Genomic DNA, 25562 nt, shown 5'->3' with positions numbered 1-25562 from the left:
GCGGCCTCCGGCTACTTCATCGTCACGGGTGCGGGGGCGACATCCGCGCCCTTGACCGTGTCGACCAGCTGGGGCGTGAACGACGAGCCGTTCGCGACGAGCTTCACCTGGTACATGTCCTGGATCAGGGCGTGGTCGGCGGCGCGCACGGTGTTGCTCCCCTTCGGACCGTCGAAGGTGTAGCCCTCGAGCGACGAGATCATCTGATCGACGTCCCCCTTGCCCTGTTGGATGGCGTGCACGATCATCAGCGCCGCGTTGAAGCCGTCGGGGCTGAACAGATCGGGCGTGCCGCCGGCCTGCGTGATGAGGTCGATCATCTTGGTGTTCACGTCGTTCGACGGGGCGCCCGGGAAGTAGTGGTTCAGGAACTTGATCTTCGTGGACGCATCGCCGTAGGCGTTGAACGTGGACGAATCGCCGAGCCCGGTGACGACCGGGATCTGGTCGAGCACGCCCTGCTGGCTGAGCGCCTGCCACATCGCACCGGTGGTGGCGCCGGCCCACGCGACGAAGACGAGGTCGGGCTTGGCACTGAGCACCTGTTGGGCGAACGGGGTGAACTCGGTCACGTCCTCGGCGACGAGCACGGGCGTCACGGTCGCGCCCTTGGCCCCGAGGATCGCCTTGACGGCGGCGACGTTGCCCTGCCCGAACGCGTTGTTCTGAGCGAAGACGACGACGTTCTTGCCGCTGATGTCGGGCAGGAACGTGCCGGCGGTGGCGACGTCCTGCGCGCTCTCACGGCCGGAGCGGAACGTGTACTTGTTGGCGCCGGTGATGGCATCGGTGGCCGCGGGACCCGAGATGAACAGCACCTTGTTCTGTGCGGCTTGGTCGGCGAGCTTGAGCGCCACGCCCGACGAGGCCGAGCCCGCGAGGATGTTGACGCCTTGACCGATCAGATCCTTCGCCGCGGTGACGGCGGTGTCGGGGTTGCCCGCGTCATCCCGGTAGTCGACGGTGATCTTGGTGCCGTCGATCGTGTTCGTGCCGCCGGTCGCGTAGTTCAGGCCGGCCTTGAAGCCGTCCAGGTACTGCTTGCCGTAGCCCGCGAGGGCTCCGGTCTCGCTCGTGATCACGCCGACGGTGACCTCCGACGGACCCGAGGCGGTGCTGCCTGCCCCGGCGCCGGTTCCGGGGGCGCATGCGCTGAGGCCGATGGCGGCGCTCGCGATCACCGCCCCGAGGAGCAACTTCTTCGTAACTCGCATGTGATTGCCTTTCACCCTTGGAAGGACTTCCTGAAAGCTGATTCAGGTATTGCGAGACTAAGAAGTCGGATGCCGCGATGTCAAGGCGGTGCGCGTGAAGCTCCGCCGATCCCCTCGGGGGTCAATCGCATTACATACTCGGGGTATATACTTCCGGTATGACTCGCACCAAGGATATCGAGAGGATCGTGACCGCCGCCCACGCGCTCACGCGCATCGCCGCCGTCCGCACCGGCAGCGAGGTGCCGGCCGCGCAGTGGCGCATGCTCAGTGCGCTGAACGGCGAGGGCGCGCTCCGCGTCGGCGCGCTCGCGCAGTTCGCGCGCACGCCGCAGCCCGTCGTCACCCGCCTCGTCGGCCAGCTGGTCGACGAGGGCCTCGTGACCCGCGCCGGCGACCCGGAGGACTCGCGCGCGACCGTCGTCGACCTCACCGCCGACGGCCGTGCGGCGCTCGATCGCTGGCGTGCCGACCTCGTCGCGGCGATCGAACCGCTGTTCACCGACCTCGCCGACGACGAGTGGGAGACCCTCCGTCGCGCCTCGCAGATCCTCGCCGATCGCACGGCCGTCTCGCTGGCGGTGGCCCGATGAGCGGCGGGCGCACCGGGGCATCCGTTCTGCGTCAGCCGCTGCAGGTGTGGGCGGTCGCCTTCGCCTGCGTGGTCGCGTTCATGGGTATCGGCCTGGTCGACCCCATCCTCCCGGCGATCGCCGAGTCCCTGCAGGCGACACCGGTGCAGACCGAGCTGCTGTTCACGAGCTATCTGCTCGTGACCGCTCTCGCGATGCTCGTCACGAGCTGGATCTCGAGCCGCATCGGAGCGAAGGCGACCCTGCTGATCGGTCTCGCGCTCATCGTGGTGTTCGCCCTTTTCGCCGGTCTCAGCGGGTCGGTCGAGGCGGTCATCGGCTTCCGGGCGGGCTGGGGCCTCGGCAACGCGCTCTTCATCTCGACCGCCCTCGCCACGATCGTGGGCGCTGCGGCCGGCGGCTCGGGGGCGGCCATCATGCTCTACGAGGCGGCGCTCGGCATCGGCATCGCTGTCGGCCCGCTGCTCGGCGGCCTGCTCGGCGAGGTGAGCTGGAAGTGGCCCTTCTTCGGCGTCTCGGTGCTGATGGCGGTGGCGTTCGTCGCGATCGCGATCCTGCTGCGCACCAAGGGTGAGAAGCGCACGCCAGTGGCGTTCTCGGCGCCGTTCCGGGCGCTCGGCAACCCGTCGCTGGCGATCCTCGCGGTCGCGGCGCTCTTCTACAACATCGGGTTCTTCACGCTGCTCGCCTTCTCGCCCTTCCCCTTGGGGTTCGGCGCGATGGGCATCGGGTTCACCTTCTTCGGGTGGGGCATCGCCGTCGCGATCACGAGCGTCTGGGTCGCACCCCTGATGCTCAAGCGGATGACCCGCAGCACCGCCATGCTCATCACACTGCCGCTCCTGGCGATCGACCTGGTCGTCGCGGGTGTGCTCGTGACCTCCCCCACCGCTCTGGTCGTGTGCATCATCGTGGGCGGTCTGATGCTGGGCATCATGAACACCGTGCTCACCGAGTCGGTGATGGAGGCGACCGATCTGCCGCGCGCGGTGGCGTCGTCGGCGTACTCCGCGGTGCGGTTCCTGGGCGGCGCCGCCGCTCCGCCGCTCGCCGCGTTCCTGTGGCACGCGGCGAACGCGTCGGTGCCCTACTGGGTCGCCGCGCTCGCGGTGCTGATCTCCGCCGGGGCGATCCTCGTCGGACGCCCGAAGCTCGCACGCATCGACGTGCGCGAGGCGGACGAGGCCGAAGAGGGCGCCGCGGTGCTCATCGGCGACGCCGCCTGATCCCCCCGATCACCACGCCAGGTCGGCCGCCAGCCCCGCACGGGCGGCGGCCGACCGCACGCGGTCGTGCAGTTCGAGCGACGCGGTCGCCGCGAGCGGGTGGGTGCTCACCCCGTCACGGGCGACGAGCCGGCCACCGACGTATACGTGGGTGAGGTTTCGCAGTCCGCACGCGAACGCGTAGTGGGCGAAGGGGTCCCAGACGGGTCCGGTGTCGGGATGCCGCGGGTCGACGATCACGAGGTCGGCGAACTTCCCCACCGCGAGAGATCCGATGCGGTCCCCCACACCCAGCGCCTCGGCACCGCCGAGCGTGTGCATGCGGATCATCTCGCGCGGCATGATGATCGCGGCATCCCGGTGCAGGGCACGCTGCGCGTACATGCCGATGCGCATGTTCTGGAAGGGGTCGGAGATGTCGGTGCACGACTGGTCGTCGAGGCCCACTCCGATCGGCATGCCCAGTTCGCGGTAGCGCGGGATGTCGGCGAAGCCCGAGGCGAGCCGGCCGTTGGAGGCGGGCTGCCACACCATGCCGGCGCCGCGCTCCGCGGCGGTGCGGGACATGTGCTCGTCGGGGTGCACGAAGTGGCCGAACAGGAAGCCGGGACGCAGCGCTCCCGAGCGCTCGTACCAGTCGAACTTCTCGCGCTGCTGGTCGAGCGCCTCGCTCGTCTCGAGGAAGTGCGCCTGGTTGCTCACCCCGTGGGCGTCCATCATCGCCGCCTCGTGCGCGGCCGTCTCGGGACTGTCACTCCACTGCTGCGCGCCGAACACCGAGCCGCCGAGGTCGAGTTCGCGCGGGATGGCGGTGCGCACGTAGTCCATCGCATCGGCGAACACCCCGTGCGCACGATCGGCGCTTTGCAGCTCGGAGTCGATGCGCACCGCGTTGACCATGCGCAGGTTCGCGTCGGCGCCGGCATCCACCTGCCGGTAGACGTACTCGGGGCCGAGCTCGGCGAGGATGACGCGGCTGTCGCTCGCCGCGTCGTAGCGGCTGTGGAACCGCGACGAGAGGAAGTTGTAGGCCGAGGTGACGCCGTTGACGAGGAAGTCGAGGCTGCCGTGGAGCGTCATCCAGTACACGTCGTCGGCGTCGGTTCCCGACATGAACTGCGCCTGCACGCCGACCCAGCCGTAGAGCGGGTCTCCGGGGGTCATGCCCCGCATGCCGGACGTGAAGATGTGGCTGTGTGCCGACACGAAACCGGGAGCGACGAAGGCGCCGGCGGCATCCACCACCTCGGCGGCGGTGAGGGCGTCTGCCGGGGCGTCACCCACCCCGAGGCCGGAGATGCGCCCGTCGACACCGACCGAGATCCAGCCGCGGAACCAGTCCTCGCCGTCGACCATCGAGAGGATGACGGCATCGGTGATCGTGAGCAGCGGGCGGGGAGCGGATGCAGCAGAATCGGGCATGCCGCCAGCATTCCGCGCCCGGGAGACACGGCCGTTTCCCTCGTGTTTCCGGCAGATGTGCGCAGTGCCGCCCTGTGACCGTGGGGGCAATGACGAAGGGCCTCGGCCACGCTGTCGCGTGCCGAGGCCCTTCTGCGGTGCACCCCCTGGGACTCGAACCCAGAACCCACTGATTAAGAGTCAGTTGCTCTGCCGATTGAGCTAGAGGTGCATGGTTCGCGCTGCGAAAGCTCGCGGTCGAACCGAGGGTCAACGTTATCATCCCGCGTCCCGCGCCGCGAATCGGGCCGAGAACCGCCGGATAGGCTGGAGCCATGACCGCCGCGCCCGTGACTCCCGACGCCGCCGACGCCCGGGATGCCGCGGCATCCGGTCTCTTCGCCGCCGATCTGGCGCTCGCGCTGCGCCTCGCGGACGCGGCCGACGCCGTCACGATGGCGCGCTTCGACGCCGCCGACCTCGAGATCGATGTGAAGCCCGATGCGACGCACGTGACGGAGGCCGACCTCGCGACCGAGCGGGCGATCCGGGCGATCCTCGGCAGTGAGCGCCCCGACGACGGCATCTTCGGCGAAGAGTACGGAGCCGAAGGATCGACCCACCGCCAATGGATCATCGACCCCATCGACGGCACCGCGAACTACCTCAAGGGAATCCCGATGTGGGCGACGCTCATCGCCCTGGCCGTCGACGGCGTGCCCCAGGTCGGCGTCGTCAGCCAGCCCGCCCTCGGGCGCCGCTGGTGGGGCGCGACCGGATCGGGCGCGTGGACGGCGACCGACGCCGGACCGCGTCGCCTCGGCGTCTCGTCGGTCGACACGCTCGCCGAGGCGAGCATCAGCTTCCAGAGCATTCAGCAGTGGGACGAGGTCGGGCGCCTCGACCAGCTCGTCGCCCTCACCCGTACCGTGTGGCGTGACCGAGGCTACGGCGACGCGTGGCCGTACATGCTGCTCGCCGAGGGCCGGCTCGAGTTCGTCGCCGAGTTCGGAGTGAAGGAGTACGACATCGCCCCGATGTTCCCGATCATCGCCGAGGCCGGCGGACGCGTCACCGCGATCGACGGCAGCGCGTCGCTCTCGGACCGATCGGTGCTGGCCACCAACGGTGCACTGCACGACGCGTTCCTCGGCGCCGTCGCCCGAGCCGAAGGGACCGCTCCGTGACCCGACGTGCCACGATGCTGACCGCGACGACGCTCGCGCTCGTCGCCCTCACGGGATGCACCGCGACCGCGAGCCCCGCGCCGTCGAATCCTGTCGCCTCGACCCCTGCCGCGACCGGCACGGCCAGCGCAACCCCCGTGCCGACGGGTACCGCCACCGCCGCCGCGGCAACATGTGACGGCATCCTCGACCCGAGCGTCGTGAAGAGTCTGTCCGATCAGGGCTGGACCTTCCGCCAGGAGTCGTTCCGCGCAGGGTCCACAGTGCTCACCGGTGGCCTGCAGTGCGTCTGGGGCGACTACTCGATCGCCAGCGATCACGTGCAGATCTACGGTTGGGCGCCGATCTCCGCCGAGCAAGCGGCGAGCGTGCGCACCGACCTGCTCGCCCAGGGCTTCCGCGCCGTCGAGGACAGCCGCGGCTCGTACCTCACCGAGAACGCGAACACCGCCATCGCGACGGATGCGGACGGGTACGGCACCACCTACCAGTTCGGCGACGGCTGGATCACCCTCTCGGACACCAAACAGGGACTGCTCCTCATCGAGCGCCCCACCGCCTGACCACGGGCCCGCACCGGCGCCCTCAGAGGCCGAGCACGATGCGCGGGCACGCGGCCCGCGACACGCACACGTACATGACGTCGCTTCGCTCGCGCTCGGACGGCGACAGGATCGAGTCGCGATGATCGATCTCGCCGGAGATCACCGGCGTCTCGCAGGTGCCGCACGTGCCCTCGCGGCAGCTCGAGAGCACGAACACGCCCGACTCCTCGAGAACGTCGAGGACGCTCCGATCGGGCGCGACCTCGACGGTCATCCCGCTGTACTCCAGCTCCACCTCGAACGGCCCGTCCCAGACCGGCGCCGTCAAGGGCTCGGGTTCGAAGCGCTCGGCTGCGAACGCCACCCCGTGGGCGCCCGCGATCTGCTCTGCCGCATCCACGAGGCGCAGCGGTCCGCAGCACCACACCCCGGTGTGTGCCGGGAGAGCTCCGAAGAGCACCTCGAGATCCAGACGTCCGCCCCGCTCCGACACGTGCAGCACGAGCCGGTCGCCGTGCCGTTCCCGCAGCTCGTCGACGAGGATCATGCGGCCCTCGTGACCCGCGTAGTGCAGTTCGTAGTCGATGCCGGCGGATGCCGCGGCATCCGCCATCGCCGCGATCGGCGTGATGCCGATGCCGCCCGCCAAGAACACCGCACGCGGATGAGCGGCGGCATCGAAGCGGAAGTGGTTGCGAGGCCCCGCGAGGCGCAGCACCGTTCCCTCGGCGACCTGGTCGAGCATCCAGGTCGACCCGCCACGACTGTCGGGCTCACGCAGCACTCCCAGCCGCCACCGCTGCGCACCGGCCGGACCCACGAGGGAGTACTGCCGCACCAGGCCGCCCGGCTGCAGCACGTCGACGTGCGCTCCCGGCTCCCAGGCGGGAAGCGGCTCGTCACCCTGGGGGGCGAGTTCGAGCACGACGAGATCGTCGCTCACCGCGGTGCGGGAGACGACACGGACATCCACATCGGAAGCGATCGGGTTCATAGGCGTGCGGGATGCTCCTTGACGATGATGAGCCGGTAGGCACGGCCGTCGGCCGACCGCCACCGGTGCCGGGTTCCGCCGGCGTAGAAGACCGAATCCCCCGGGGCGAGCACATCGGGCCGCCCCTCCCGGTCGAGGTCGATCTCGACCGTGCCGTCGAGAACGAACATCCATTCGTCCTCGTCGTGGTCGAAGAAGTCGCCGAACTCGACGTTCTCGGCACGGAACTCCATCGGGTGGAACGATCGAGGGTCCGAGACGAGCATGCGCGCGATGCCCTCGGCGTACGCGCCCGACGACCCCTCATCGGCCCGCACGACATCGACCTCGTCGCCCGTCGTCGCCGGCCGGTCGACCGACAGCAGCTCGACCTGGCTGGTGCCGAGCGCCCGCGCGATGCGCTCGAGCGAGCCCATGCTGGGCCTGGTGAGTCCGCGCTCGAGCTGCGAGAGGAACGGGTGGGAGAGCTCCGACGCCGAGGCGAGCTCGACGAGAGTGAGCCTCCGGGCATGCCGCATCGCGCGGATCCGCTCCCCCAAGGCCACGGTCACCTCGTCGACCGGCGACGAGGTGGGGGCCGCGACATCCTTCGCCATGACTGACACCTCCGAACAGCAAGCGGCACCCGCGCGGGTGCCGCTCCGCCAGAAAGTACACCACACCCGGCGAGCGGGCCCGCGCCGGTTTCGCGAGCAGAAACGGACGCGTCACATGCGCGAAACGCGCCCTCCCTACAGTGCCGATTGTAAGTGGGACGAACATCCCGCTCTGCCCGATCGGCCTCTCCCGAGGGGAATCATGTCGTCACTCCCGCGTCCGCTGCGCGTGCTGCGCTCGGCCCGTCTCGCCGACGGATCGCTCGTCGACATCACCCTCGACGGCGAGCTCGTCGCCGCCGTCACCCCCGCCGATCCGGCCGCGGAGATCGACGAGGCATCCGACCTCGACCTGCGGGGGTATCTCGTCGTCACGGCGCCCGCCGAACCGCACGCGCACCTCGACAAGGCCCGCAGCTGGGATGCCGCGCGGCCACCCGCCGGCGATCTCGTCCGCGCGATCGAGTCATGGCGCGCGTTCGCCGCCGGCCAGACCGAGGACGACATCGCCGCCCGCGCCCGTGCCCAGGCGCTCGAGAACCTCGCCGCGGGGACGACGGCCATCCGCACCCACGTCGACCTGTTCGCCGACCACGACCCGCTGCGCGGCGTGCGCGCACTCGTGCGCGTGCGCGAAGAGCTCGCCGAGCTCATCGACATCCAGCTCGTCGCCCTCGGCGGCGAGTGGGTGCCCGACGACGTGTACGAAGGCGCCCTCGACCTCGGCGTCGACATCGTCGGCGGAGCCCCCCACCTCGCCACCGACCCGCATGCGGAGCTGCACCGCGCCCTCGACATCGCCGAGCGGCGCGGCGCCCCCGTCGATCTGCACACCGACGAGTCCCTCGACGGCCCGCTCACGATCGTGTCGTACGCCAACCGGGTGGCCGCATGGTCGCAGCCGCGATCCGCCGGGCACTGCGTACGACTGGGCACGCTCCCCGCGGACGAGCTCGCCGAGGTCATCGCCGCGGTCGCCGCCGCGGACCTCCGCATCATCACCCTGCCGATCACGAACCTCTATCTGCAGGGCTGGGAGCACCCGGTGTCGACGCCGCGCGGACTCACCGCCACCCGCGCCCTGCTCGACGCCGGCGTCGTGCTCGGGGCCGGCGCGGACAACGTGCGCGACCCCTTCAATCCGGTCGGCCGCGGCGACGCGCTCGAGACCGCCTCGCTGCTCGTGACCGCCGGACACCTGAGCCTCGACGAAGCCCTCACCGCCGTCACCGCCGGCGCCCGCGCCGCGATGTGGCTTCCCGAGGCAGGCCCCGTCGTCGGCGCACGCGCCGAACTGCTCGCCGTGCGCGCCGACAGCCTCGGCGAGGCGATCGCCTCGGGCTCCCCCGACCGTCTCGTCATCCACGCCGGGCGACTCGTCGCTCGCACCACGATCCACCGCGACATCGCGCCGGCAGGCGTCGCCGCGGCATCCCCCTCTCTCACCCGCTGATCAGAAGAGAAAGCTGACCGCATGTCTGCCACCACCCTCGCCGCTGTCGACGCGGCCCGCATCGACGCCCTCGCGGCCGAGCTCGCCGAGATCCTCGGCGCCGCCGGCGTCACCCGCGAGGAGCAGGTGCTCGAGCGCTCGTCGCTCGACGGCTCGTATCTCTCGCCGCTGATCAGCGAGCAGCTCCCCCTCGGCCGCGCGCAGCTCGTGGCGTTCCCGGCATCGGCCCAGCAGATCGCCGAGACCGTCGCCGCCGCCGTGCGCCACAGGGTGCCGATCACGCCTCGCGGCAAGGGCACCGGCAACTACGGCCAAGGCATCCCGATGGCCGGCGGTCTCGTGCTCGACACCACCAAGGCCCGCGCGGTCGTCGAGGTCGGCGATGGCTTCATCGTCGCCGAAGCGGGCGCGCCGATGATCCAGATCGAGCAGGCCGCCAACCGCGCCGGCCAGCAGCTGCTCATGTACCCCTCCACGGTGCAGTCGACCCTCGGCGGCTTCCTCTCGGGCGGCTCGGGCGGCACCGGCTCGATCGCCCACGGGGTGCTCATGCACGGCTTCGTGCGCGCCATCGACGTCGTGTTCGCGAGCCCCGAGCCGGAGCTCGTGCATTTCGAGGGCGTCGAGGCCGAGAAGTACCTGCACAACTACGGCGTCGTCGCGATCATCGCCCGCGCCGAAGTGGTGCTCGAGCCTCTGCAGGAGTGGCGCGCGTTCTACGCGAGCTTCGACGACTACCACACGGCCTTCCAGCTGGTGCGTGAGTTCCGCGACCTCGAGCCCACTCCGCGACTCGTCTCCGGCGACGTGCCGCTGCTCGCCGACGCGCTGCCCGCCGACGAGGCGCTGCCCGCTGGGAAGGCGAGCCTGCGAGGCATCCTCGATGTGCGCTCGATCGAGGAGGCGACCCGTCTCGTCGAGGCGGCCGGCGGCACCGTCGAAGCGGTGCGAGAGGGCATCAACCACACCATGAAGGTGTCGATGACCAGCTACAACCACGCGATCGAGTGGCTGCAGAAGAGCTACCCGAACACGTGGTTCCACGTCGAGGTCAACGGTGACGCGCTCGTCGACCGGATCGATGAGGTGCATGAGGTGTACCCCGGCGAGAGCTGGCTGCACATCGAGGCGCAGGCGACGAAGCCCATCGGCATGCTCGCCGCGAAGTACACGACGGCCGAGGACCTGCTGGCCGGCTTCGACCGGCTCGCCGCGCTCGGCGTCGGCTACCACAACCCCCACCAGTGGTTCGTGGACTACTTCCCCGACCGTGCCCGCGAGATGGCCGCGACGACAGACCCGCAGGGTCTCCTCAACCCCGGAAAGCTCGTCAAGCCCGACGTCGACACGGGCACGAAGCCCTCCGTCGCCCTCACCGACGACACCACGGACGACGAGGCGGGCGCCTGGTGACCGGCTGGTTCGACCTCGCGGAGCGAGACGACTGGCCCACCGACCCGTTCGAACTGCTGACAGCCTGGCTGCCGGCGAACGACGACCCGGCGCGTCCGATCATGACGGTGATCACCGTCGACGAGACCGGAGCCCCCGACGGACGCACCCAGCTGCTCACCGAGTTCGATGCGGGCGGTCTGTACTTCCACGCCGACGCGAACTCGCGCAAGTTCGCCCAGCTGGAGAACGATCCGCGGGTCGCCCTCGTCATCGCGCTGCTCGACGACAAGCATCAGATCACGGTGCAGGGCGTCGCCGAGACGCCGCCGCCGGGCGAAGAGGATGCCGCCTACCGCCGCCGCAACGTCTACCTGCAGCAGCTCGCGTGGCAGAACACCCACGAGTTCGCGCGACGTCCGCTTCCCGAGCGTGTGGCCGCATGGGCGGCGTTCCAGGAGGAGCACGCCGACGGCTTCGAGCCGCCCGTGTCGTGGGCCGGCAAGCGCGTGCGCCCCACGCGCCTGACGTTCTGGGCCGGCCGCGACGACACGGCGTCTCGCCGCGTCGAGTACCGTCGTCAGCCCGACGAGTCCTGGGCCGTCGAGGTGCGCGCCGGATGAACGCCCCCGCGGCCGTCGCCGACTGCCCCAAGTCGATGACCTACGGCCCGTGCGGCGGGGTGGGTCTCGACGGGCGCTGCGAGGTCGCACCGCATCCCTGCGTCTTCCTGCACACGGGCGTGATCCCGTGGTCCGGGGTGCGGCCGGATGCCGCCGCCCCGCCGACGGTCGCCGCAGCCCCCCTCCCCGACCCGGTGCCGTCTGCGGGCGCGGCGCGCATGCGCGCACTGCTCGCCACACGCCCGATCGTCGTGGCGGACTTCCCGGCGCGCCCGGTGGATGCGGCATCCATCGTCGACTGTGCACACGAGCTCGTCGGCGGAGTCGACGCGGTGCTGCACGGTGACGCCGGGCAGATGCGCGTGCAGTTCCCGCCGGCCTACCGCGCCCGGCTCGTGCAGGAGGCAGGCCTCGTCTCGTGGGCGGGCGTGAACACCCGGGATCGCAACCGGGTGGCGCTCGAAGGCGAGCTCGCTGCCCTCGCCCACGCGGGCGTCGGCGGTGTGCACTGCGTGACCGGTGACCACACCCTCACCGGCTCCCGGCCGGAAGCTCGACCCGTCTTCGACCTCGACTCGACCGAGCTCGCCTCGCTCGCGCATCGAGCGGGCCACCTCGTGTCGGTCGCCGAGTCGCCGATGGCGCCGCCGATCGCCGAGCGCGCCGGACGTCTGCTCGAGAAGCAGCACGCCGGCGCGGAGATCTGCTTCGTCAACCATTCGGGCGGCGCCGAGCCTGTCGCGGCCTTCATCGGCCGCGCGCGCGACCTGGGAGTGACGACGGGCTTCATCCCGTGCCTCCCCATCATCCTCAGCCATGCGAGCGCGGCCCTCATCCGCTCGTTCACCGAGCTCGCCCTGCCACCGGGCTACATCGAACGCATCCTCGCCGCACCGGATCCTGTCGCCGAGGGCGTGGCAGCGGCGATCGAGCTCGGGAGGGAGTTCCTCGAGATCGACGGCGTCGTCGGCGTGGACCTCTCGGGCGGCGTCGACGACGGCACCGAGATCGAGTACGCCCGGGCGGTGGCCGCGATCGGCCGCGCGCTCGGCGGCGGAACGGAGACGAACTGATGGGCACCCTGGACGGCAAGCGTGTGATCGTGACGGGCGCGGCCCGCGGCATCGGGCGTGCGATCGCGGCGCGCATCGCGGCCGAGGGCGCGAAGGTCGTGCTGCTCGACCGCGACGCCGACGCGATCGCCCAGACCGCGGCAGACCTCGGGGTCGCCTCTCTCGCCGTCGACCTCGTGGATGTCGCCTCCACCCGCACCACGATGCGCGCGGCGATCGATCTGCTCGGCGGTCTCGACGTGCTCGTGAACAATGCGGGCGTGTTCCTCAGCGGCGGACTGCTCGAGACCGACCCGGCCGACTGGGACCGCGTCCAGGTCATCAACACCCGCTCCATGCTCGTCACGACGCAGGAGGCGGTGCCCGCGATGCGCGCGGGAGGCGGCGGCCGCATCATCAACCTTGCGAGCATGGCTGCGAAGTCGGGCGGCGGCTTCGAGGGCGCCTACGCCGCCTCCAAGGCCGCCGTCGTGGCGCTCACCCGCGCGACGGCCCAGGAGTTCGGCTCCGACGGCATCACCGCGAACGCCCTGTGCCCCGGATACGTGCTCACCGAGATGGGCGCCGACACCCGCACCCCCGAGATGGTGGCGGCGTGGTCGTCGCGCTCGCCCCTCGGCCGCTGCGCCGCACCCGACGACGTCGCCGACGTCGCGGCGTTCCTCGCGGGCGATGCCTCGCGCTACATGACGGGCCAGTCGGTGAACGTCACCGGCGGCATGATCATGCACTGAGACGGATGCCCCACGGGCACCGTCGTCCCACCCGTCACCCGTCCTCCGGAGTCCGCCGATGACCACCCTCCCGCCCGCTCCGTCCCTGCGCGTGCACGGCGCACGCGCCATCGTCGTCGACGCGGACACGGTGCGCACCGGCGACCTCGTCATCGAGGGAGCGCGGGTGGCGGAGGCATCCGATCTGCGCACCGTCGACACGCTCGACGCCGATGGCGGGATCATCACGGCCGGGCTCGTCAACGCCCACCATCACCTGCTGCAGAGCGGATTCCGCACGCTGCCGGGCACGCGCGGGGTGCCGATGGCCGCCTGGCTGCCCGCGATGGCTGCGGCGTATTCCACCGCAGGCATGGATGCGGAGCTCTTCGGCGTCTGCGCCGAGGTGGCCGTCGCGGAGGGCTTGCTGAGCGGCGTCACCACCGTCGCCGACCATCACCTGAACTGGCCGCACGGCGCGCCGATCGAGGAGACCGTCGACATCGCGCGAGCCATCGCGACGTCCGCTGCCCGCCTCGGCGGACGCCTCGTCTATGTGCGCGGGTCGGCCCGTGACGACGCCGACTGGGCGGGCGCTTCCGCCGAGGCGATCGCGGCCTCACTGCTCGCCGACGGTCACGACGGGGGCGTGACGGCCGATGGCATGCTGCAGTACGCGGTCGGACCTGCCGGCGTGCACAGCGACGGCGAGGCGACCTTCGCCGCCCTCGGCGCGGTCGCCGCGCGGTGGGGACTGCGGCGCCGCACGCAGGCGAACGAGCAGGTGGATGTCGCGATCGCCCTCGAGCGCTACGGACGCCGCCCGATCGACCTGCTCGAGGAGTGGGGCTGGCTCGCCGACGACGTCACGATCGCCCACCTCGTCGACATCACCGACGACGAGCGCCGCCGGATCGCGGCCGCCGGTGTCACCGCGACCCACGCCCCCGGATGCGACGTGCCGATGGGCTGGGGAGTCGCGCGGGTCGCTGATCTCCTCGACGCGGGCATCGCCACGGGACTCGGCACGAGCGGCGGCGGCTCCAACGACGCCGGACACCTGCTCGCCGACGCCCGTCTGGCCCTGCAGGTGTCGGGCCTTACGGGCAGGCCGCTCGCCGCGGCATCCGTCATCGACATGGCCACGCTCGGGTCGGCCCGCGGGCTGGGCCGGCCCGAGCTCGGACACCTCGCCCCCGGGGCCGCCGCCGACTTCTGCGTGTGGGACGTCAGCGGCGTCGCCGACGCGGGCGTCGCCGACCCGATCGCCGGGCTGCTCTGGGCCTCGCCCGGACGCCGCCCCCGCCACGTGGTGGTCGCGGGCCGCGTCGTCGTCCGCGACTACCGGCTCGTCACCGCCGATGAGCACGACATCACGGCACGGATGTCGCACCTGCTCGCCGAGCGCGCCGCGCGCTGAGCGGAGCGGCGCGGCGGGCGACGGCCGCTCAGATGAGGGTCGTGCGCTCGGGCAGCGTGAAGCGGTCGATCTCGCCGAGCGCGACGAGACCTCGTTCGATCGCCTCGTCGAACAGCGCCTTTCCGGCCGCCGCCGTCGCCGCTGTGGGGTCGCCGATGATGCCCGCCGGGCCGAAGTCGTCGGAGAGCCAGCCGAAAGAGACCGGCTTGCCGTTGAACCCGAGCATCTCGTAGTCGTCGAACCACTCCGGCACGTTGCGGGCGAACAGCTCGGGGTGCACGAGGTCGGGACGCAGGTGCATGACGATGGATGTCTCCGCCCACCCGCCGTGGATGCCGAGGCCGTGCTCGTCGGGGAGCGTCGGATCGTCGGAGGTTCGACCGGCGGTGCCGAGGGCGGGCATCGAGAACGTCTGGAGGCCGAACCGTCGGCGCAGCTCGCGGTTCGCCACCTGCAGGAGGGCGACGTTGCCCCCGTGGCCGTTGACGAAGACGACCTTGCGCGCGGGCGTCGTCGTGATCGAGCGACCGATTTCGACGAGCACGTCCATGAGTGTCTCTCCGCTCAGCCACAGCGTGCCCGGCGCCCAGCAGTGCTCGTCGGACTTCGCGATCTGCAGGGTCGGCAGCTGCCAGGCATCGATGCCGGCCTCACGTGCACGGGGCACGAGGGCTTCGACGGCGGCCTCCGCCATCAGCGCATCGGTCACCAGTGGGAGGTGGGGCCCGTGGTGCTCGATCGCGCCGATCGGCACCAGCAGCACCGAGGCCGGAGTGAGCACGGTCGCCGTCTGGGGGCCGGTGAGTTCATGGAAGCGCGTGGTCACGGGGCATCCTTCTGTGTGCGGGTCGCGCGTGTCGGCGGCGGGGGGACCGGGTGGGGCACGCCGATGCCCCCGGCGCGGGGCCGGGGGCATCGGGTGGTGTTACTTGAGTCCGATCGAGGTGTCGATGAACTCGTTGGTGTACAGATCGGTCGCCTTCAGGCCGGGCGCGATGTTCGTGCCCAGATCGGTGTAGATCTTGGAGGCCTTGGTGAAGAAGTCCGCCATGCGGGCGTCGTTGAAGTCACCGATGGTGGAGTTGTCTCCGTTGGAGACGATCTTGTCGGCGAGCATCGTCTTGACCGCGTAGTCCGCGACACCGGGGCTGTAGCTCCAGCTCGCGTTGTAGCCGGCGATCGCCTTCTGGATGAGGGCGTTGGCCTTCGACGGGTCGGCGAAGTAGTCGACCTCGGCCTGCTGCAGCACCGGCGTGAACGCCTTGAGGCACGGGGTCAGCTTGTCGAAGTCACCGGTCTTGGCGACCATCTCCGACTGGTAGGGGTCCCAACCGGTCGACGAGATGAGCGAGTACTTGACCGGCTTGTCCCAGGCCGAGACCTCGTTCTGGTAGATGTACGGCTCAGCGGAGGCGAAGCCCTGCTGGACGCTCTTGCCCTCGGCGGCCACGAACTGGTCGGGCGCACCCGAGTAGCTCGAGTCGGTGTTGGCCTTGTCGACGTAGCCCTGCGAGATCAGGTAGTCCATGTAGGCCGATCCGCTGAAGTACAGCCACGAGCCGCCGGTCGACTTGAGCGCCGCGCCGATGTCCTTGACACCGGTCACGTTCGGGTAGGTCGCCGGGTCCCACATGACCATGATCGGGCTCTGGTCGAGGGGCGCGAAGAAGGCCTTCGTGGGCACCTTGCCCGAGTTGGCGATCTGGTCGTCGGTGGTGACGTAGCCGAAGGTGATCGAGTCGTCGGTGTACATCTGGGTGGCGACGTTGTTGAAGTTGATCGCCGCGCCACCGGCGCGGATCTCGAGCTTCACACCGGTCGACTTGCCGCCGGCGTAGAGCGTTCCGACGACGGCCTTCTTGTCGGCCTCGACGGTCGCGTCGTCGCCGAGCATCTGGTACAGGTGACCGTGCTCCGACTCGGGCCACCAGTCGGTCTGGACGACGATGGTCGACGGGCAGCCGGCCGCGGCGAGGTCGACCGTGCCGGCCTCCGCGGAGGCCGCGGCGCTGGAACCGGTGGTGGTGCTCGACGAACACGCCGCGAGAACCGCGGCCATGGCCACGGCGCTCAGGATCGCGCCCGCACGAACAACGGTGCGTGTGTGCATGTGATCTCTCTTTCGGGTGAGACGGATGGTGCGATGCGGGAGTGGTGCAGGTTGAGGGGGCTCAGGTGGTCGGCTCGTACCAACGGCCGACGACGAGCTTGGAGAGGGCGCCGAAGATGATGAACATGGCGACGCCGAGGAGCGCGGAGACGATCAGCGCATCGAACAGCTGGGGCATGTTCAACAGGCGCACGTAACGCTGCATGAGGGCGCCGAGGCCCGGTTCGCCGCGCTGGAAGAACATGTCGCCGACGATGGCGCCGACGACCGACAGGCCGGCGGAGGTGCGAAGGCCCACGAAGATCGACGGCAGCGCGCCGGGGAACATGAGCTTGGAGAGCACGGTCCACTTGGAGGCCTTCTGCAGCTTGAACAGCTCGTGGTAGGACTTGTCGAGCGACTGCAGACCGAAGAGGGTGTTCGACACCATCGGGAAGAGCGCGATCATCACGCACACCACGACACGGGCGCCGAACTCCTGGCCGAACCAGATGCCGATCAGCGAGACGAGCGCGAGGATCGGGATCGTCTGCAGCACCACGGCGTAGGGGTAGGTCGAGTTGTAGACCCACTTCCACAGGGCCATGCAGGTAGCCCATGCGATGCCGAGCGCCGAGGCGATGAGCAGTCCCACGATCGCCACGCCGGTGGTGCGGGCGAGCCCGGTGATGATGTCCGCCGACACCGACGGGTCGAAGGCCATCACGAACACCTCCCCCGGCGTCGGCAGGAGGAATCGCCGCTGGGGCGTCTGCATGGCGTTGAGGAGGTACCACCCGGCGATCACGAGCACGAACACGCCGAGCGGCGGGAGCAGGGTCAGGATCGTGCGCCTGACCTTCTGACCGAACGTGCGCTTCGCCTTGCGGCTGGGGCCGACGGTGGCGGGTTCGACGGCGGAATCGAGGTGCGCGGCGGCGACCGCGGGCTCGACTGCTGCCTCGGGGGTCACGGCGGAGGTCTCGGTGGACGGCGTGGACATCAGCGGTGCCCTTCTCGGAGCGCGTGCGACACCTCGCCGACGAGCTCGGCGAAGTCGGGGGTGTATCGGATGTCGGGGTTGCGGTCGGCCATGGCGAACGGCACATCGAAGCTCTTCACGATGGTGCCGGGCCGGCCCGACATGACGATCACCTTCGTGGAGAGGTACACGGCCTCGGACACCGAGTGGGTGATGAACATCCCCGCGAAGCCCTTGGCGATGAACAGCTGGATGAGCTCGTCGTTCAGGCGCTCGCGGGTGATCTCGTCGAGTGCACCGAACGGCTCGTCGAAGAGGAAGAGCTCGGGATCGAGGGTGAGCGAGCGTGCGAGCGAAGCGCGCATCCGCATGCCGCCGGAGAGCTGCTTGGGCAGGTGCTTCTCGAACCCCTTGAGGCCGACGAGGTCGATCGCGGCATCAGCCTTGGGGCGGCGGACGCGGATGGGCTGGTTGTTCAGCTCGGCGAGCAGCTCCACGTTCTGCTGCACGTTGCGCCACGCGAGGAGGGTGGCGTCCTGGAAGACGTAGCCGATGCGGTCGGTGCTGACGTCGACGGTGCCGCGGCTGGCGGTCTCGAGTCCGGAGGCGATTCGCAGCAGCGTCGATTTGCCGCAGCCGGAGGGTCCGACGACGGTGAGGAACTCGCCGGTGCGCACGGAGAGGTCGACACCGTGGAGGGCGACGGTGCCGTTGGGGAACTTCATCTCGACGTCGGTGAACGACACGAGATCCCGGGTCTGCGGGAGGGGGGTGGAGCCGGTGGGAGGTGCGACCGTGGTCACGACGGACTCGCTTTCGCTCGAGGGGTGGCGACGCCGCGTCTTCGGGGCGAATGTTGATGCGCTCAACAACGCTCAAGTTAGGGATCGGGTGTTTCGCTCATGTGTCGCCGCTGTAACCCTGATCGAAAACCCGGATGCCGCCGCCTCCCCGCCCGCTCGACGGCCTCGCGCGCGTGCCTAGACTGACGACGCCGGCGATTGTCCCGAGGGAGTCTCCCGAGTTCGACCGGCCAGAACAGGCCGGGTCGTCATGACCGCAATCGACCTCGATCGCTATCGCCGTGCGCTCATCGCCCCCGGCGCTCCGTGGTTCTCCCTCGCGGGGCTGCTCGCCCGCTTTCCCCGGGGAGCGCTCTCGCTCGGCGCGATCCTGCTCGTGTCGGGCGCGAGCGGAAGCTACGCGCTCGGCGGTGCGATCGCCGCGACGTTCGTCGTCGGGCTGTCGCTCGCGGGACCCGTGTGGGCGCGCGCGATGGATCGCGTGGGACAGCGCCTGCCCCTGCTGGCGTCCGCGGCGGCTCTGATCGTGTCCACCGCCCTCCTCACCGGCGCGGTGCTGTGGCGGTGGCCGGTGTGGACGTGGTTCGGGCTCGCGGCGATCGCCGGGGTGTGCTGCCTCGATGTCGGTCCCGCGGTGCGTGCGCGGTGGACCGCGCTCCTGGCCGGAGACGATCGACAGAGCGGATTCGCCATCGAGACGATCGTCGACGAGATCCTCTACGTGCTCGCGCCGCCGCTCGTGACGGTGATCGCGGTCGCCGCGGCTCCCGCGTCGGGCCTGGCGGTGATCGTCGTCATCGGTGCCGTCGGACTCGCCTGGCTCGGCGTTCTCACCCGCTCACAGCCCATCCCGCGCGGCCGGGAGCGCCGCGCGCGTCTCGTGCCGCCCCTCGGCATCCTGCCGCTCGTCGTCGCCTGGATCGGCGTCGGCGCGATGTTCGGCGCGTTCGACATCACTGCCGTCGCATGGGCCGCCGAGCTCGGCGGCGCATGGCTCACGGGCGTACTGATGGCGGCGTTCGCCCTCGGCAACACCGTCGGTGCGATCGTCTACGGCGCGTTGACGCTGCGCCCGTCGGCACGGGCCCGGTGGCTCGCGCTCACCGCGCTGGTGGCGGCCGCGGCCGTCATGCTGCCGCTGGCCGCCCGGGGGCTCGTGCTGATCGGGGTCGTGCTGCTGTTCGGGCTGCTTGTCGGTCCGCTCCTGGTCGCCGGCTTCGCCCTGCTGGAGTCGCGTGTCGATCGCGACCGCGTCACGGAGCTGCTCGCCTATCCCTCGATCGGCTCGGGCATCGGCATCCCGCTCGGGTCGATGATCGCGGGGGCATGGATAGACGCGCAGGGCGCGGCATCCGGATTCCTCATCGTCACCGCGGCCGCGGCCGCCGCACTCGTGCTCTCCGCCGCAGGCGAGGGTGTCGTCGCGGTGGTCGCGCGGGTGCGGCGGCCGGTGGTGTCGCAGGTCAGCTGAACGAGAGCACCTCGTCGCCCCAGGCGCTGCGCAGGGCCGCGTCGAGGTCGGGAACGACCGAGTCGGTGTGCTCGATCACGAGGGTGTCGCGCGCGGCGGCGTCGTAGCGCGGCCAGTCGACCGCGCCGTCGGCCGTGGGCTCCTGGCCGTAGGCGAACCGGGTCCACCGCTCCTGCATGCGCTGGGAGATCTCGATCGCGGCGCGCTTGCCGCCGAGCTTGAACGTCGGGTCCTTCGGGCCGCTCGTGAGGTTGCCCCACAGGTAGGGCAGCTCGGTCGCGTGTGTCGCGCCGAGACCGATCAGGCGCAGGAAGGGCGCACTGTGGTCGAAGCGGTAGAGGTAGGTCGGTGCCACGCGGCTGTGACCTTCGGCCACCCACAGCGTCGGCATGCGGAAGCCGATGTCGCGGGCGATGCCGAGACCGATCGCGCCCTGGCGGGCGTGCTCGTAGGCTCCGCGCACCTGCTCGATCGGCGGCATGTCGATGGACGGGTCATCGGCGGCCATGTCCGTGAACATCTGCTGGATGCGGTCGTCCGTGATCGGGATCAGCGGCGACTTCATGAACTTGAACAGCGACGCCTCGTCCTTGTTCGTCCCGATGATGAGCGGAACCGGGATGCCGCGGCCCTCGCTGAGCGCGTCGACGGGAGCCTCGGGCAGCAGGTCGCCGTCGACGATCGGGGCGAAGGCGAGTGTGCCCGGGTCGGTCGAGGGGACGGCGGCGTAGACGGCCTGGCCGACCCGCACGACTTCCTCGACGGGCAGCTCGCGCAGTGCCGTCACTGCGGCACCGTCGAGGCCCGCCTCGGTGACGAAGCGCTCCGCGACGGCACGGGCGCGTCCCGGACCGTACATGCTCGATGCCGGCGACGACTGGGCGATCGCGCGGTGGAAGAGACCCTCGGCGGACGGCACGGCAAGGAGCGTGGTGACGAGGCCGCCCCCCGCGGACTCGCCGAACACGGTCACGCGGGACGCGTCACCGCCGAAGGCGGAGATGTTCGTCTGCACCCAGCGGAGGGCCGTCAGCACGTCCTTGAGGGCGAGATTGCGGTCGAAGCCGCCCTCGGGCAGCAGTTCGCTGAGGTCGAGGAAGCCGAGCGCGCCGATACGGTAGTTCACCGTCACGATCACGACCTGGCCGCTCGTCACGATCGACGTCGCGTCGAACAGCGGCTGGCTCGACGAACCGAACGTGTACGCACCGCCGTGCAGCCAGACCATCACCGGCAGCGGGCCGGCAGCGTCGGCGGGCGCCCACACGTTGAGCGAGAGGCAGTCCTCGTTCTGCACGATGTCGGTGCCGAGGGGGATCGACGGGTTCACCGGCTGCGGGCAGACCGGGCCGTAGGCGAGCGCGTCCACGACGCCCTCGACCGGGGCGGCCGGCACCGGGTCGCGCCAGCGCAGCGGGCCGATCGGCGCCTCCGCGTAGCGGATGCCCCGCCACGACGTGACGTTCGCGGCGGTGGCGCCGCGGAAGGTTCCGGCGGGGGCGGTGATGGTGGTGGCGTCCAACATGACGGGGTCTCCTTGAGCGTTGGTCTGGGGTGCGATAGCCCGAAGCTATCCGCCCTCTCCGAGCGCTCAGGCGGGATGTACGGCTGACACGACAGGATGCCGCGATCCGCCCGGATCGACCACGAGAAGCGCCCGCAGCACCACGCTGTCTGCCACCTGCACGAGCTCGGCGCCGAGGGAGCGCACGTGGGATGCCGGGCGCAGCGCGGCCCCCCGCGGCAGGATGCCCTCGCAGCGCACGGCGAGACGCAGCATCCGCCCGGCACCCGTGGATGTGAGGTCGACGCTCACCCCCACCCGGCGTGCGTCGGCGTGCTTGACCGCGTTGAGAAGCCCTTCGGCGACGATGTCGTAGGCGTCCCGCGCGAGCGTGCCATCGCCGTCGAGCGCGGCGCGGGCGTCGTCGTCGATGCGCACGTCGACGGCGATCACGTGCGCCCAGGTGGCGATGACCTGGTCGACGGCCTCCGCCCCGACGGGCGGCGCCGGGCGCGCGAACACGTCGGCGGCCTGCGCGAGCAGCTCGTCGATGTCGGCCGCGATGCCTGCGCTCGGCGTCTGCAGCTGCAGCACGCAGCGGGCCTGCACGTCGCGATGGAGGATCTGGGCGGCATCCGTCAACGCCGCCCGAGCGGGGGCGGTGCCGCGGCGCAGCGCCCGCTGCTGGGAGGCCACGGCGTGGGAGAGGCGGCGCTGCTCGACCTGCAGCGCGTGCACGACGGCGGCGAGCATCGCGAACGCGAACGCGATCAACGGGAACGCGAGGGCGGGGATCAGCACCCGTATGCCGGTCAGTCCACCGAGCACCGAGGCGAGCGACAGCGCGAAGCCGGTGAGGACGGAGACTCCGAGGAAGACTCCGGCGCGCGCTCTGCCGCCACTGAGCACCGACAGGCGGCGGGGCAGGTAGTCGGTGGCGAGCGATCCGATCACGAGGAACACGGCGCCGACCACGAGTACCGCGGGGGTCGCCGCCCGGACCGCATAGGGAAGCATGAAGACCAGGTAGACGAGGCCGACGAGGCCGACCGGCGGCAGGCGCAGGCCGAACAGTCGCGCGCGACGCACGTCGAGCTCACCGGGCATCCGGGGCGGCTCGGCCGCCGCGAGATCGGCCAGTTCATGACTTTCCGCGCGGGCTGCGTCGGCTGCGAAGGCGCGCACCTGCTCGACAGTGGGCGGGTCGTTCCATTGGGCGAGGCGCGTGCGGGCGTCGTCGACGACGCGCACGACGAGCGCCCGGGCCGCACGATCGTAGGCCTCCGTGCTCTGCTGCGCTGCTGCGAGCTCGGCCCGCACCGAGCGAAGCAGCGCGTTGACGCGCCGGCGGGAACGGATCGCGTCGACGACGAGCGCCGTGACGGACAGCGTCACGAGCCACACGATGAGGTTCGTGGCGACGCGGAACGCGAGAACCTCGACCGAGTCGCCCGGGAATCCCGCGGCACGCAGCGCCGCGTCCTGCACGAGCGGTCGCGCGGCGGCAGCGACGGCCACGCCGGCGAGCACGGCGGTAGCACGACCCCGTGGCGTCGGGATGTTCCGTTCGAGGACGGCGACGAGCCCGAGCAGGAGGCCGAAGACCAGCGCGCCGATGAGCGACACGACGAACCCGTCGAACGCCTCATCCGGCGACAGGTCGCCGGCGGGGCTCACGACGGTGAGCGAGAGCGCGACGGCGACCGCGAGCGTCCAGATCGAGACGTAGGCGCCGCCGCCGACCACGTGGACGACGGCCGACGCCAGTCGTCTCATCGCACGGGTCCGAAGGCGGAGATGTAGGCGGCAGCCGCGGCGACGCGGGGATTGACAGCAGGATCGCCGGTGAGGCGCATCCGCTCGAAGATGCGGCTGATCGACCGTTCGACGGCGCGGACCGTTGCTCCGGATGCCTCGGCGATCTGCTCGTTCGACCAGCCGCGCGCGATCATCGCGAGCACGTCGATCTGGTGCCGCGTGAGGGTACCGAGCTTGTCGGCGACGGGCGCTGCGACGGTCGGCGCCGGTGACGGGTGGGTCGACAGCGCCGTCTCGAGCGCCTCGAAGAGCACCGCGGGCGAGGTGAGCGCGTCTTTGCTGACGAACACGGCACCCGCCACTCCGAGCGGCTCGGCGCCCGCGGCGGCGCGCGGGTAGCTCGAGAGGAAGACGATGCCGAGGTGCGGAGCGAGTCGGTGGAGCGTCTGGGCGAGGTCGATGCCGTTGGGACGACTGCCCAGGTCGATGTCGGTCACGAGGGCGTCGGGATCGACCTCGGCGAACAGTCGCATGGCCTCATCGGCGGATGCCGCGCCGGTCGCATCCCAGCCGTTGCGGGTGAGCAGCTCGCACGCGAGCGTGCGCAGCGCCGCCTGGTCCTCCACGACCAGCACGCGACGCACCCACCCCGCTCCCACGGTGTCCACGCTAGTCGAGGAAATCATGCCGAACGGCACGATGACGGCCCGCGCGCGGCCGTAGGCTGGCGGCGAGATGCACAGCACTGCCGACGACGCCCCCTCCTCCGAGCCGGTGGTCGATCTCGTCGACCCGGCGGCACCGCTTCTGATCGTCGGCGGGCGACTGCTCGACGCGCACGGCACGATCGTGCCGAACCCAGGGGTCCGGGTCATCGACGGGCGGATCGCCGCGTTCGGTGCGACGGTGGATGCGCCACCCGCCGGGCGCGTGGTGCGTCTCGTCGACGAGGTGCTCGCACCGGGGCTCGTCGACGCCCACTGCCACATCGCGTGGGCGGCGTTCCACGACAGCGAGCGGGCGGACATCGACTCGGTCCGCACTGAAGCTCTGGTGTCCGACGCCCTGACCCGCACGCTCCGCTCCGGCGTCACCCTGCTGCGCGATGCGGGCGGTGCCGACGAGACGCTGCGGCGTCGCGCGGCATCCGACCCGGCATCGGCTCCGAGGCTGTCGCTCAGCCACCGCATCATCACGGCGACCGACGCGCCGACCGCTGACGCGATGCGGCGGGTCGTCGCCGCGCTGGCCGACGACGGCGCCGACTGGGTCAAGCTCGCCGCGACGGGCGGCCTGGGCGACGCCGATGCCCTCGAGCTCGTCCCCCGGTTCTCGCGCGAGACGGTACGCGCGGCGACCGAGGAGGCCGCCGCGCACGGGCTGCGCGTCATGGTGCACGCCTGGGGCGGCGCGGCCATCGACGACGCCCTCGACGCGGGGGTCGCCTCGATCGAGCACGCGATCTTCCTCACGCCGGCTCAGGCCCATACCGCCGCCGCGTCGGGCGTCACGATCGTGCCGACCCTGCGCATCTACCAGCTGCTGACGGATGCCGCCTCCCCCGTCGACCTGCCGGCGCCGTTGCGCGCGCGGGCCGAGGCGGTCGTCGAGGCGCATCCCCGGGCCGTGGGCGACGCCCTCGACGCGCGGGCGACGGTCGCCGTCGGCACGGACTTCGGCACGCCGCAGCAGCACGGCCGCATCGCGGAGGAGCTCGCCGCACTGCGCGCGGTGGGCCTGTCGGCCGCCGAGGTGCTGGTCGCCGCCACGCGGGCGGGCGCGACTCTCGTCGAAGGCGACCCCTCCGCGGGAGTGCTCAGTGTCGGCGGCGTCTTCGATGCGGTCGCGCTGCGCGGACTGGATGCCCCCGGCGCGCCCACCGTCACACGCGTCTTCCGTTCCGGCATCGGGACCTGACCCGGGCGATCCGGCTGCGGCCTCCGGCGTCGACCCGAGTCACTCACGCGCACCTCGCTGACCTGTGCGCCACGTCGCCTCAGCGGTGCGCGCCGCCGTCGAGCCGCGGGACCGCGTCGATGAGCGCTCGGGTGTAGGCGGACGTCGGGCGCCGCAGCACGTCGGCCACGGCGCCCTGCTCCTGCACGCGGCCCTGCTCGAGCACGATGACCTCGTCTGCCAGCCGCTCGACGACGCGCAGGTCGTGCGTGATGAGCACGATCGCGAGTCCCTGGCGTCGGGCGAGCTCGTCCAGCAGCTCGAGGATCTCGGCCTGCACCGAGACATCCAGCGCCGACGTCGGCTCGTCGGCGACGAGCACCTCGGGATCCACCGCGAGCGCGCGGGCGATAGCGGCGCGCTGACGCTGTCCGCCTGAGAGGTGGCCGGGGCGGCGGCGGGCGAGCTCGGGGGTCAGCGCGACCGACTCGAGCAGATCATTGAGCGCCGTCTCCCGCTCCGCGGCGGATCGCCGGGGGCGGGTGCGCCGCAGCAGCTCCCGCAGCACGCTGTCGATCGTGCGCAGCGGGTTGAGTGCCAGTGAGGGATCCGTGAACTCCATCTGCCCC

At 71.1% G+C, this 25562-nt stretch carries 24 protein-coding genes and 1 tRNA gene; 12 read left to right on the top strand and 13 right to left on the bottom strand.

Going from position 1 to position 25562, the window contains the following annotated elements:
* Positions 1-11 precede the first annotated feature (11 nt).
* Positions 12-1214: a substrate-binding domain-containing protein gene (locus ABT08_RS02205; protein WP_056207014.1), complete on the bottom strand. Its 1203-nt coding sequence runs from the start codon at positions 1212-1214 to the stop codon at positions 12-14.
* A 158-nt stretch (positions 1215-1372) separates the two neighbouring features.
* Here ABT08_RS02205 and ABT08_RS02200 point away from each other — a divergent pair, with 158 nt between their 5' ends.
* Together ABT08_RS02200 and ABT08_RS02195 are read left to right on the top strand one after the other, a co-directional pair.
* Positions 1373-1807, top strand: a complete 435-nt coding sequence (locus tag ABT08_RS02200) for a MarR family winged helix-turn-helix transcriptional regulator (RefSeq protein ID WP_288113874.1) — start codon at positions 1373-1375, stop codon at positions 1805-1807.
* Positions 1804-3033, top strand: coding sequence for an MFS transporter (locus ABT08_RS02195; protein WP_045248508.1), 1230 nt, complete (start codon positions 1804-1806; stop codon positions 3031-3033). The genes ABT08_RS02200 and ABT08_RS02195 overlap by 4 nt, the downstream gene beginning before the upstream one ends.
* Positions 3034-3042: 9 nt before the next feature.
* On the opposite strand, the gene ABT08_RS02190 is transcribed toward ABT08_RS02195, so the two are convergent.
* Positions 3043-4455, bottom strand: coding sequence for an amidohydrolase family protein (locus ABT08_RS02190; protein ID WP_056207018.1), 1413 nt, complete (start codon positions 4453-4455; stop codon positions 3043-3045).
* A 138-nt stretch (positions 4456-4593) separates the two neighbouring features.
* Positions 4594-4666: transfer RNA gene (locus ABT08_RS02185), tRNA-Lys, on the bottom strand.
* Positions 4667-4769: 103 nt separating this feature from the next.
* On the opposite strand from ABT08_RS02185, the gene ABT08_RS02180 reads away from it, so the two are divergent.
* Together ABT08_RS02180 and ABT08_RS02175 are read left to right on the top strand one after the other, a co-directional pair.
* Positions 4770-5621, top strand: a complete 852-nt coding sequence (locus tag ABT08_RS02180; RefSeq protein WP_082483036.1) for an inositol monophosphatase family protein — start codon at positions 4770-4772, stop codon at positions 5619-5621.
* On the top strand, positions 5618-6184 hold the full coding sequence (locus ABT08_RS02175; RefSeq protein ID WP_052672053.1) for a DUF3558 domain-containing protein: 567 nt from the start codon (positions 5618-5620) through the stop codon (positions 6182-6184). The genes ABT08_RS02180 and ABT08_RS02175 overlap by 4 nt, the downstream gene beginning before the upstream one ends.
* 22 nt (positions 6185-6206) lie before the next feature.
* Here ABT08_RS02175 and ABT08_RS02170 read toward each other — a convergent pair whose 3' ends face one another.
* Both ABT08_RS02170 and ABT08_RS02165 read right to left on the bottom strand, forming a co-directional pair.
* Entirely contained in the window at positions 6207-7160 is a 954-nt protein-coding gene (locus tag ABT08_RS02170) for a PDR/VanB family oxidoreductase (RefSeq protein WP_056207020.1), read from the bottom strand.
* Positions 7157-7756: a helix-turn-helix domain-containing protein gene (locus ABT08_RS02165; protein WP_056207021.1), complete on the bottom strand. Its 600-nt coding sequence runs from the start codon at positions 7754-7756 to the stop codon at positions 7157-7159. The genes ABT08_RS02170 and ABT08_RS02165 overlap by 4 nt, the downstream gene beginning before the upstream one ends.
* 202 nt (positions 7757-7958) lie before the next feature.
* On the opposite strand from ABT08_RS02165, the gene ABT08_RS02160 reads away from it, so the two are divergent.
* Genes ABT08_RS02160 through ABT08_RS02135 form a run of 6 tightly spaced genes read left to right on the top strand, consistent with a single transcriptional unit; the run spans position 7959 to position 14430 of the window.
* Positions 7959-9209, top strand: coding sequence for an amidohydrolase family protein (locus ABT08_RS02160; protein ID WP_288113873.1), 1251 nt, complete (start codon positions 7959-7961; stop codon positions 9207-9209).
* A 21-nt stretch (positions 9210-9230) separates the two neighbouring features.
* Entirely contained in the window at positions 9231-10622 is a 1392-nt protein-coding gene (locus ABT08_RS02155; RefSeq protein ID WP_045248512.1) for an FAD-binding oxidoreductase, read from the top strand.
* Complete coding sequence (locus ABT08_RS02150; protein ID WP_288113871.1) at positions 10619-11224, top strand: pyridoxamine 5'-phosphate oxidase family protein; 606 nt, start codon at positions 10619-10621, stop codon at positions 11222-11224. The genes ABT08_RS02155 and ABT08_RS02150 overlap by 4 nt, the downstream gene beginning before the upstream one ends.
* Positions 11221-12297 carry a methylenetetrahydrofolate reductase C-terminal domain-containing protein gene (locus ABT08_RS02145; RefSeq protein ID WP_056207026.1) on the top strand — a complete coding sequence of 359 codons (1077 nt, stop codon included), beginning with the start codon at positions 11221-11223 and terminating at the stop codon, positions 12295-12297. The genes ABT08_RS02150 and ABT08_RS02145 overlap by 4 nt, the downstream gene beginning before the upstream one ends.
* Positions 12297-13031 carry an SDR family NAD(P)-dependent oxidoreductase gene (locus ABT08_RS02140; RefSeq protein WP_045248514.1) on the top strand — a complete coding sequence of 245 codons (735 nt, stop codon included), beginning with the start codon at positions 12297-12299 and terminating at the stop codon, positions 13029-13031. Before ABT08_RS02145 ends, ABT08_RS02140 begins: the two co-directional genes overlap by 1 nt.
* A 58-nt stretch (positions 13032-13089) precedes the next feature.
* Positions 13090-14430, top strand: coding sequence for an amidohydrolase family protein (locus tag ABT08_RS02135; protein WP_288113868.1), 1341 nt, complete (start codon positions 13090-13092; stop codon positions 14428-14430).
* A 28-nt stretch (positions 14431-14458) separates the two neighbouring features.
* On the opposite strand, the gene ABT08_RS02130 is transcribed toward ABT08_RS02135, so the two are convergent.
* From ABT08_RS02130 to ABT08_RS02115, 4 genes are all read right to left on the bottom strand, one after another.
* Positions 14459-15256, bottom strand: a complete 798-nt coding sequence (locus ABT08_RS02130; protein ID WP_045248516.1) for a creatininase family protein — start codon at positions 15254-15256, stop codon at positions 14459-14461.
* Positions 15257-15355: 99 nt separating this feature from the next.
* Complete coding sequence (locus ABT08_RS02125; protein WP_045248517.1) at positions 15356-16540, bottom strand: nitrate ABC transporter substrate-binding protein; 1185 nt, start codon at positions 16538-16540, stop codon at positions 15356-15358.
* 61 nt (positions 16541-16601) lie between these two features.
* On the bottom strand, positions 16602-17522 hold the full coding sequence (locus ABT08_RS02120) for an ABC transporter permease (protein WP_056207028.1): 921 nt from the start codon (positions 17520-17522) through the stop codon (positions 16602-16604).
* A complete protein-coding gene (locus tag ABT08_RS02115; protein ID WP_045248519.1) occupies positions 17522-18304 on the bottom strand; it encodes an ABC transporter ATP-binding protein in 783 nt (260 codons plus the stop codon). Before ABT08_RS02115 ends, ABT08_RS02120 begins: the two co-directional genes overlap by 1 nt.
* Before the next feature lie 250 nt (positions 18305-18554).
* On the opposite strand from ABT08_RS02115, the gene ABT08_RS02110 reads away from it, so the two are divergent.
* Positions 18555-19775, top strand: a complete 1221-nt coding sequence (locus tag ABT08_RS02110; RefSeq protein WP_288113863.1) for an MFS transporter — start codon at positions 18555-18557, stop codon at positions 19773-19775.
* Here the strand turns inward: ABT08_RS02110 and ABT08_RS02105 are convergent.
* The 3 genes from ABT08_RS02105 to ABT08_RS02095 form a co-directional block, all read right to left on the bottom strand.
* A complete protein-coding gene (locus tag ABT08_RS02105) occupies positions 19768-21300 on the bottom strand; it encodes a carboxylesterase/lipase family protein (protein ID WP_288113861.1) in 1533 nt (510 codons plus the stop codon). The two genes, ABT08_RS02110 and ABT08_RS02105, sit on opposite strands and share 8 nt — an antisense overlap.
* Before the next feature lie 66 nt (positions 21301-21366).
* Positions 21367-23055: an ATP-binding protein gene (locus ABT08_RS02100; protein ID WP_288113860.1), complete on the bottom strand. Its 1689-nt coding sequence runs from the start codon at positions 23053-23055 to the stop codon at positions 21367-21369.
* Positions 23052-23705, bottom strand: coding sequence for a response regulator transcription factor (locus ABT08_RS02095; RefSeq protein ID WP_235557476.1), 654 nt, complete (start codon positions 23703-23705; stop codon positions 23052-23054). Before ABT08_RS02095 ends, ABT08_RS02100 begins: the two co-directional genes overlap by 4 nt.
* A 67-nt stretch (positions 23706-23772) precedes the next feature.
* On the opposite strand from ABT08_RS02095, the gene ABT08_RS02090 reads away from it, so the two are divergent.
* Positions 23773-24954 carry an amidohydrolase family protein gene (locus ABT08_RS02090; RefSeq protein ID WP_056207036.1) on the top strand — a complete coding sequence of 394 codons (1182 nt, stop codon included), beginning with the start codon at positions 23773-23775 and terminating at the stop codon, positions 24952-24954.
* A 79-nt stretch (positions 24955-25033) separates the two neighbouring features.
* Here ABT08_RS02090 and ABT08_RS02085 read toward each other — a convergent pair.
* Positions 25034-25562, bottom strand: a 529-nt coding sequence (locus ABT08_RS02085) for an ATP-binding cassette domain-containing protein (protein ID WP_288113859.1), incomplete at its 5' end; no start/stop codon positions are given.

This window comes from Microbacterium sp. SCN 71-21, from assembly GCF_001725695.1.
Lineage (GTDB): Bacteria > Actinomycetota > Actinomycetes > Actinomycetales > Microbacteriaceae > Microbacterium > Microbacterium ginsengisoli.
Note: the sequence above shows the minus strand (reverse complement) of the source record. Positions and strands in the feature narration are given on the sequence as shown.

Coding starts and splice junctions, on each gene's coding strand:
- ABT08_RS02205 (WP_056207014.1), bottom strand. CDS start 1,214: ATGCGAGTTACGAAGAAGTTGCTCCTCGGGGCGGTGATCGCGAGCGCC.
- ABT08_RS02200 (WP_288113874.1), top strand. CDS start 1,373: ATGACTCGCACCAAGGATATCGAGAGGATCGTGACCGCCGCCCACGCG.
- ABT08_RS02195 (WP_045248508.1), top strand. CDS start 1,804: ATGAGCGGCGGGCGCACCGGGGCATCCGTTCTGCGTCAGCCGCTGCAG.
- ABT08_RS02190 (WP_056207018.1), bottom strand. CDS start 4,455: ATGCCCGATTCTGCTGCATCCGCTCCCCGCCCGCTGCTCACGATCACC.
- ABT08_RS02180 (WP_082483036.1), top strand. CDS start 4,770: ATGACCGCCGCGCCCGTGACTCCCGACGCCGCCGACGCCCGGGATGCC.
- ABT08_RS02170 (WP_056207020.1), bottom strand. CDS start 7,160: ATGAACCCGATCGCTTCCGATGTGGATGTCCGTGTCGTCTCCCGCACC.
- ABT08_RS02165 (WP_056207021.1), bottom strand. CDS start 7,756: ATGGCGAAGGATGTCGCGGCCCCCACCTCGTCGCCGGTCGACGAGGTG.
- ABT08_RS02160 (WP_288113873.1), top strand. CDS start 7,959: ATGTCGTCACTCCCGCGTCCGCTGCGCGTGCTGCGCTCGGCCCGTCTC.
- ABT08_RS02155 (WP_045248512.1), top strand. CDS start 9,231: ATGTCTGCCACCACCCTCGCCGCTGTCGACGCGGCCCGCATCGACGCC.
- ABT08_RS02145 (WP_056207026.1), top strand. CDS start 11,221: ATGAACGCCCCCGCGGCCGTCGCCGACTGCCCCAAGTCGATGACCTAC.
- ABT08_RS02140 (WP_045248514.1), top strand. CDS start 12,297: ATGGGCACCCTGGACGGCAAGCGTGTGATCGTGACGGGCGCGGCCCGC.
- ABT08_RS02135 (WP_288113868.1), top strand. CDS start 13,090: ATGACCACCCTCCCGCCCGCTCCGTCCCTGCGCGTGCACGGCGCACGC.
- ABT08_RS02125 (WP_045248517.1), bottom strand. CDS start 16,540: ATGCACACACGCACCGTTGTTCGTGCGGGCGCGATCCTGAGCGCCGTG.
- ABT08_RS02120 (WP_056207028.1), bottom strand. CDS start 17,522: ATGTCCACGCCGTCCACCGAGACCTCCGCCGTGACCCCCGAGGCAGCA.
- ABT08_RS02110 (WP_288113863.1), top strand. CDS start 18,555: ATGACCGCAATCGACCTCGATCGCTATCGCCGTGCGCTCATCGCCCCC.
- ABT08_RS02105 (WP_288113861.1), bottom strand. CDS start 21,300: ATGTTGGACGCCACCACCATCACCGCCCCCGCCGGAACCTTCCGCGGC.
- ABT08_RS02100 (WP_288113860.1), bottom strand. CDS start 23,055: ATGAGACGACTGGCGTCGGCCGTCGTCCACGTGGTCGGCGGCGGCGCC.
- ABT08_RS02090 (WP_056207036.1), top strand. CDS start 23,773: ATGCACAGCACTGCCGACGACGCCCCCTCCTCCGAGCCGGTGGTCGAT.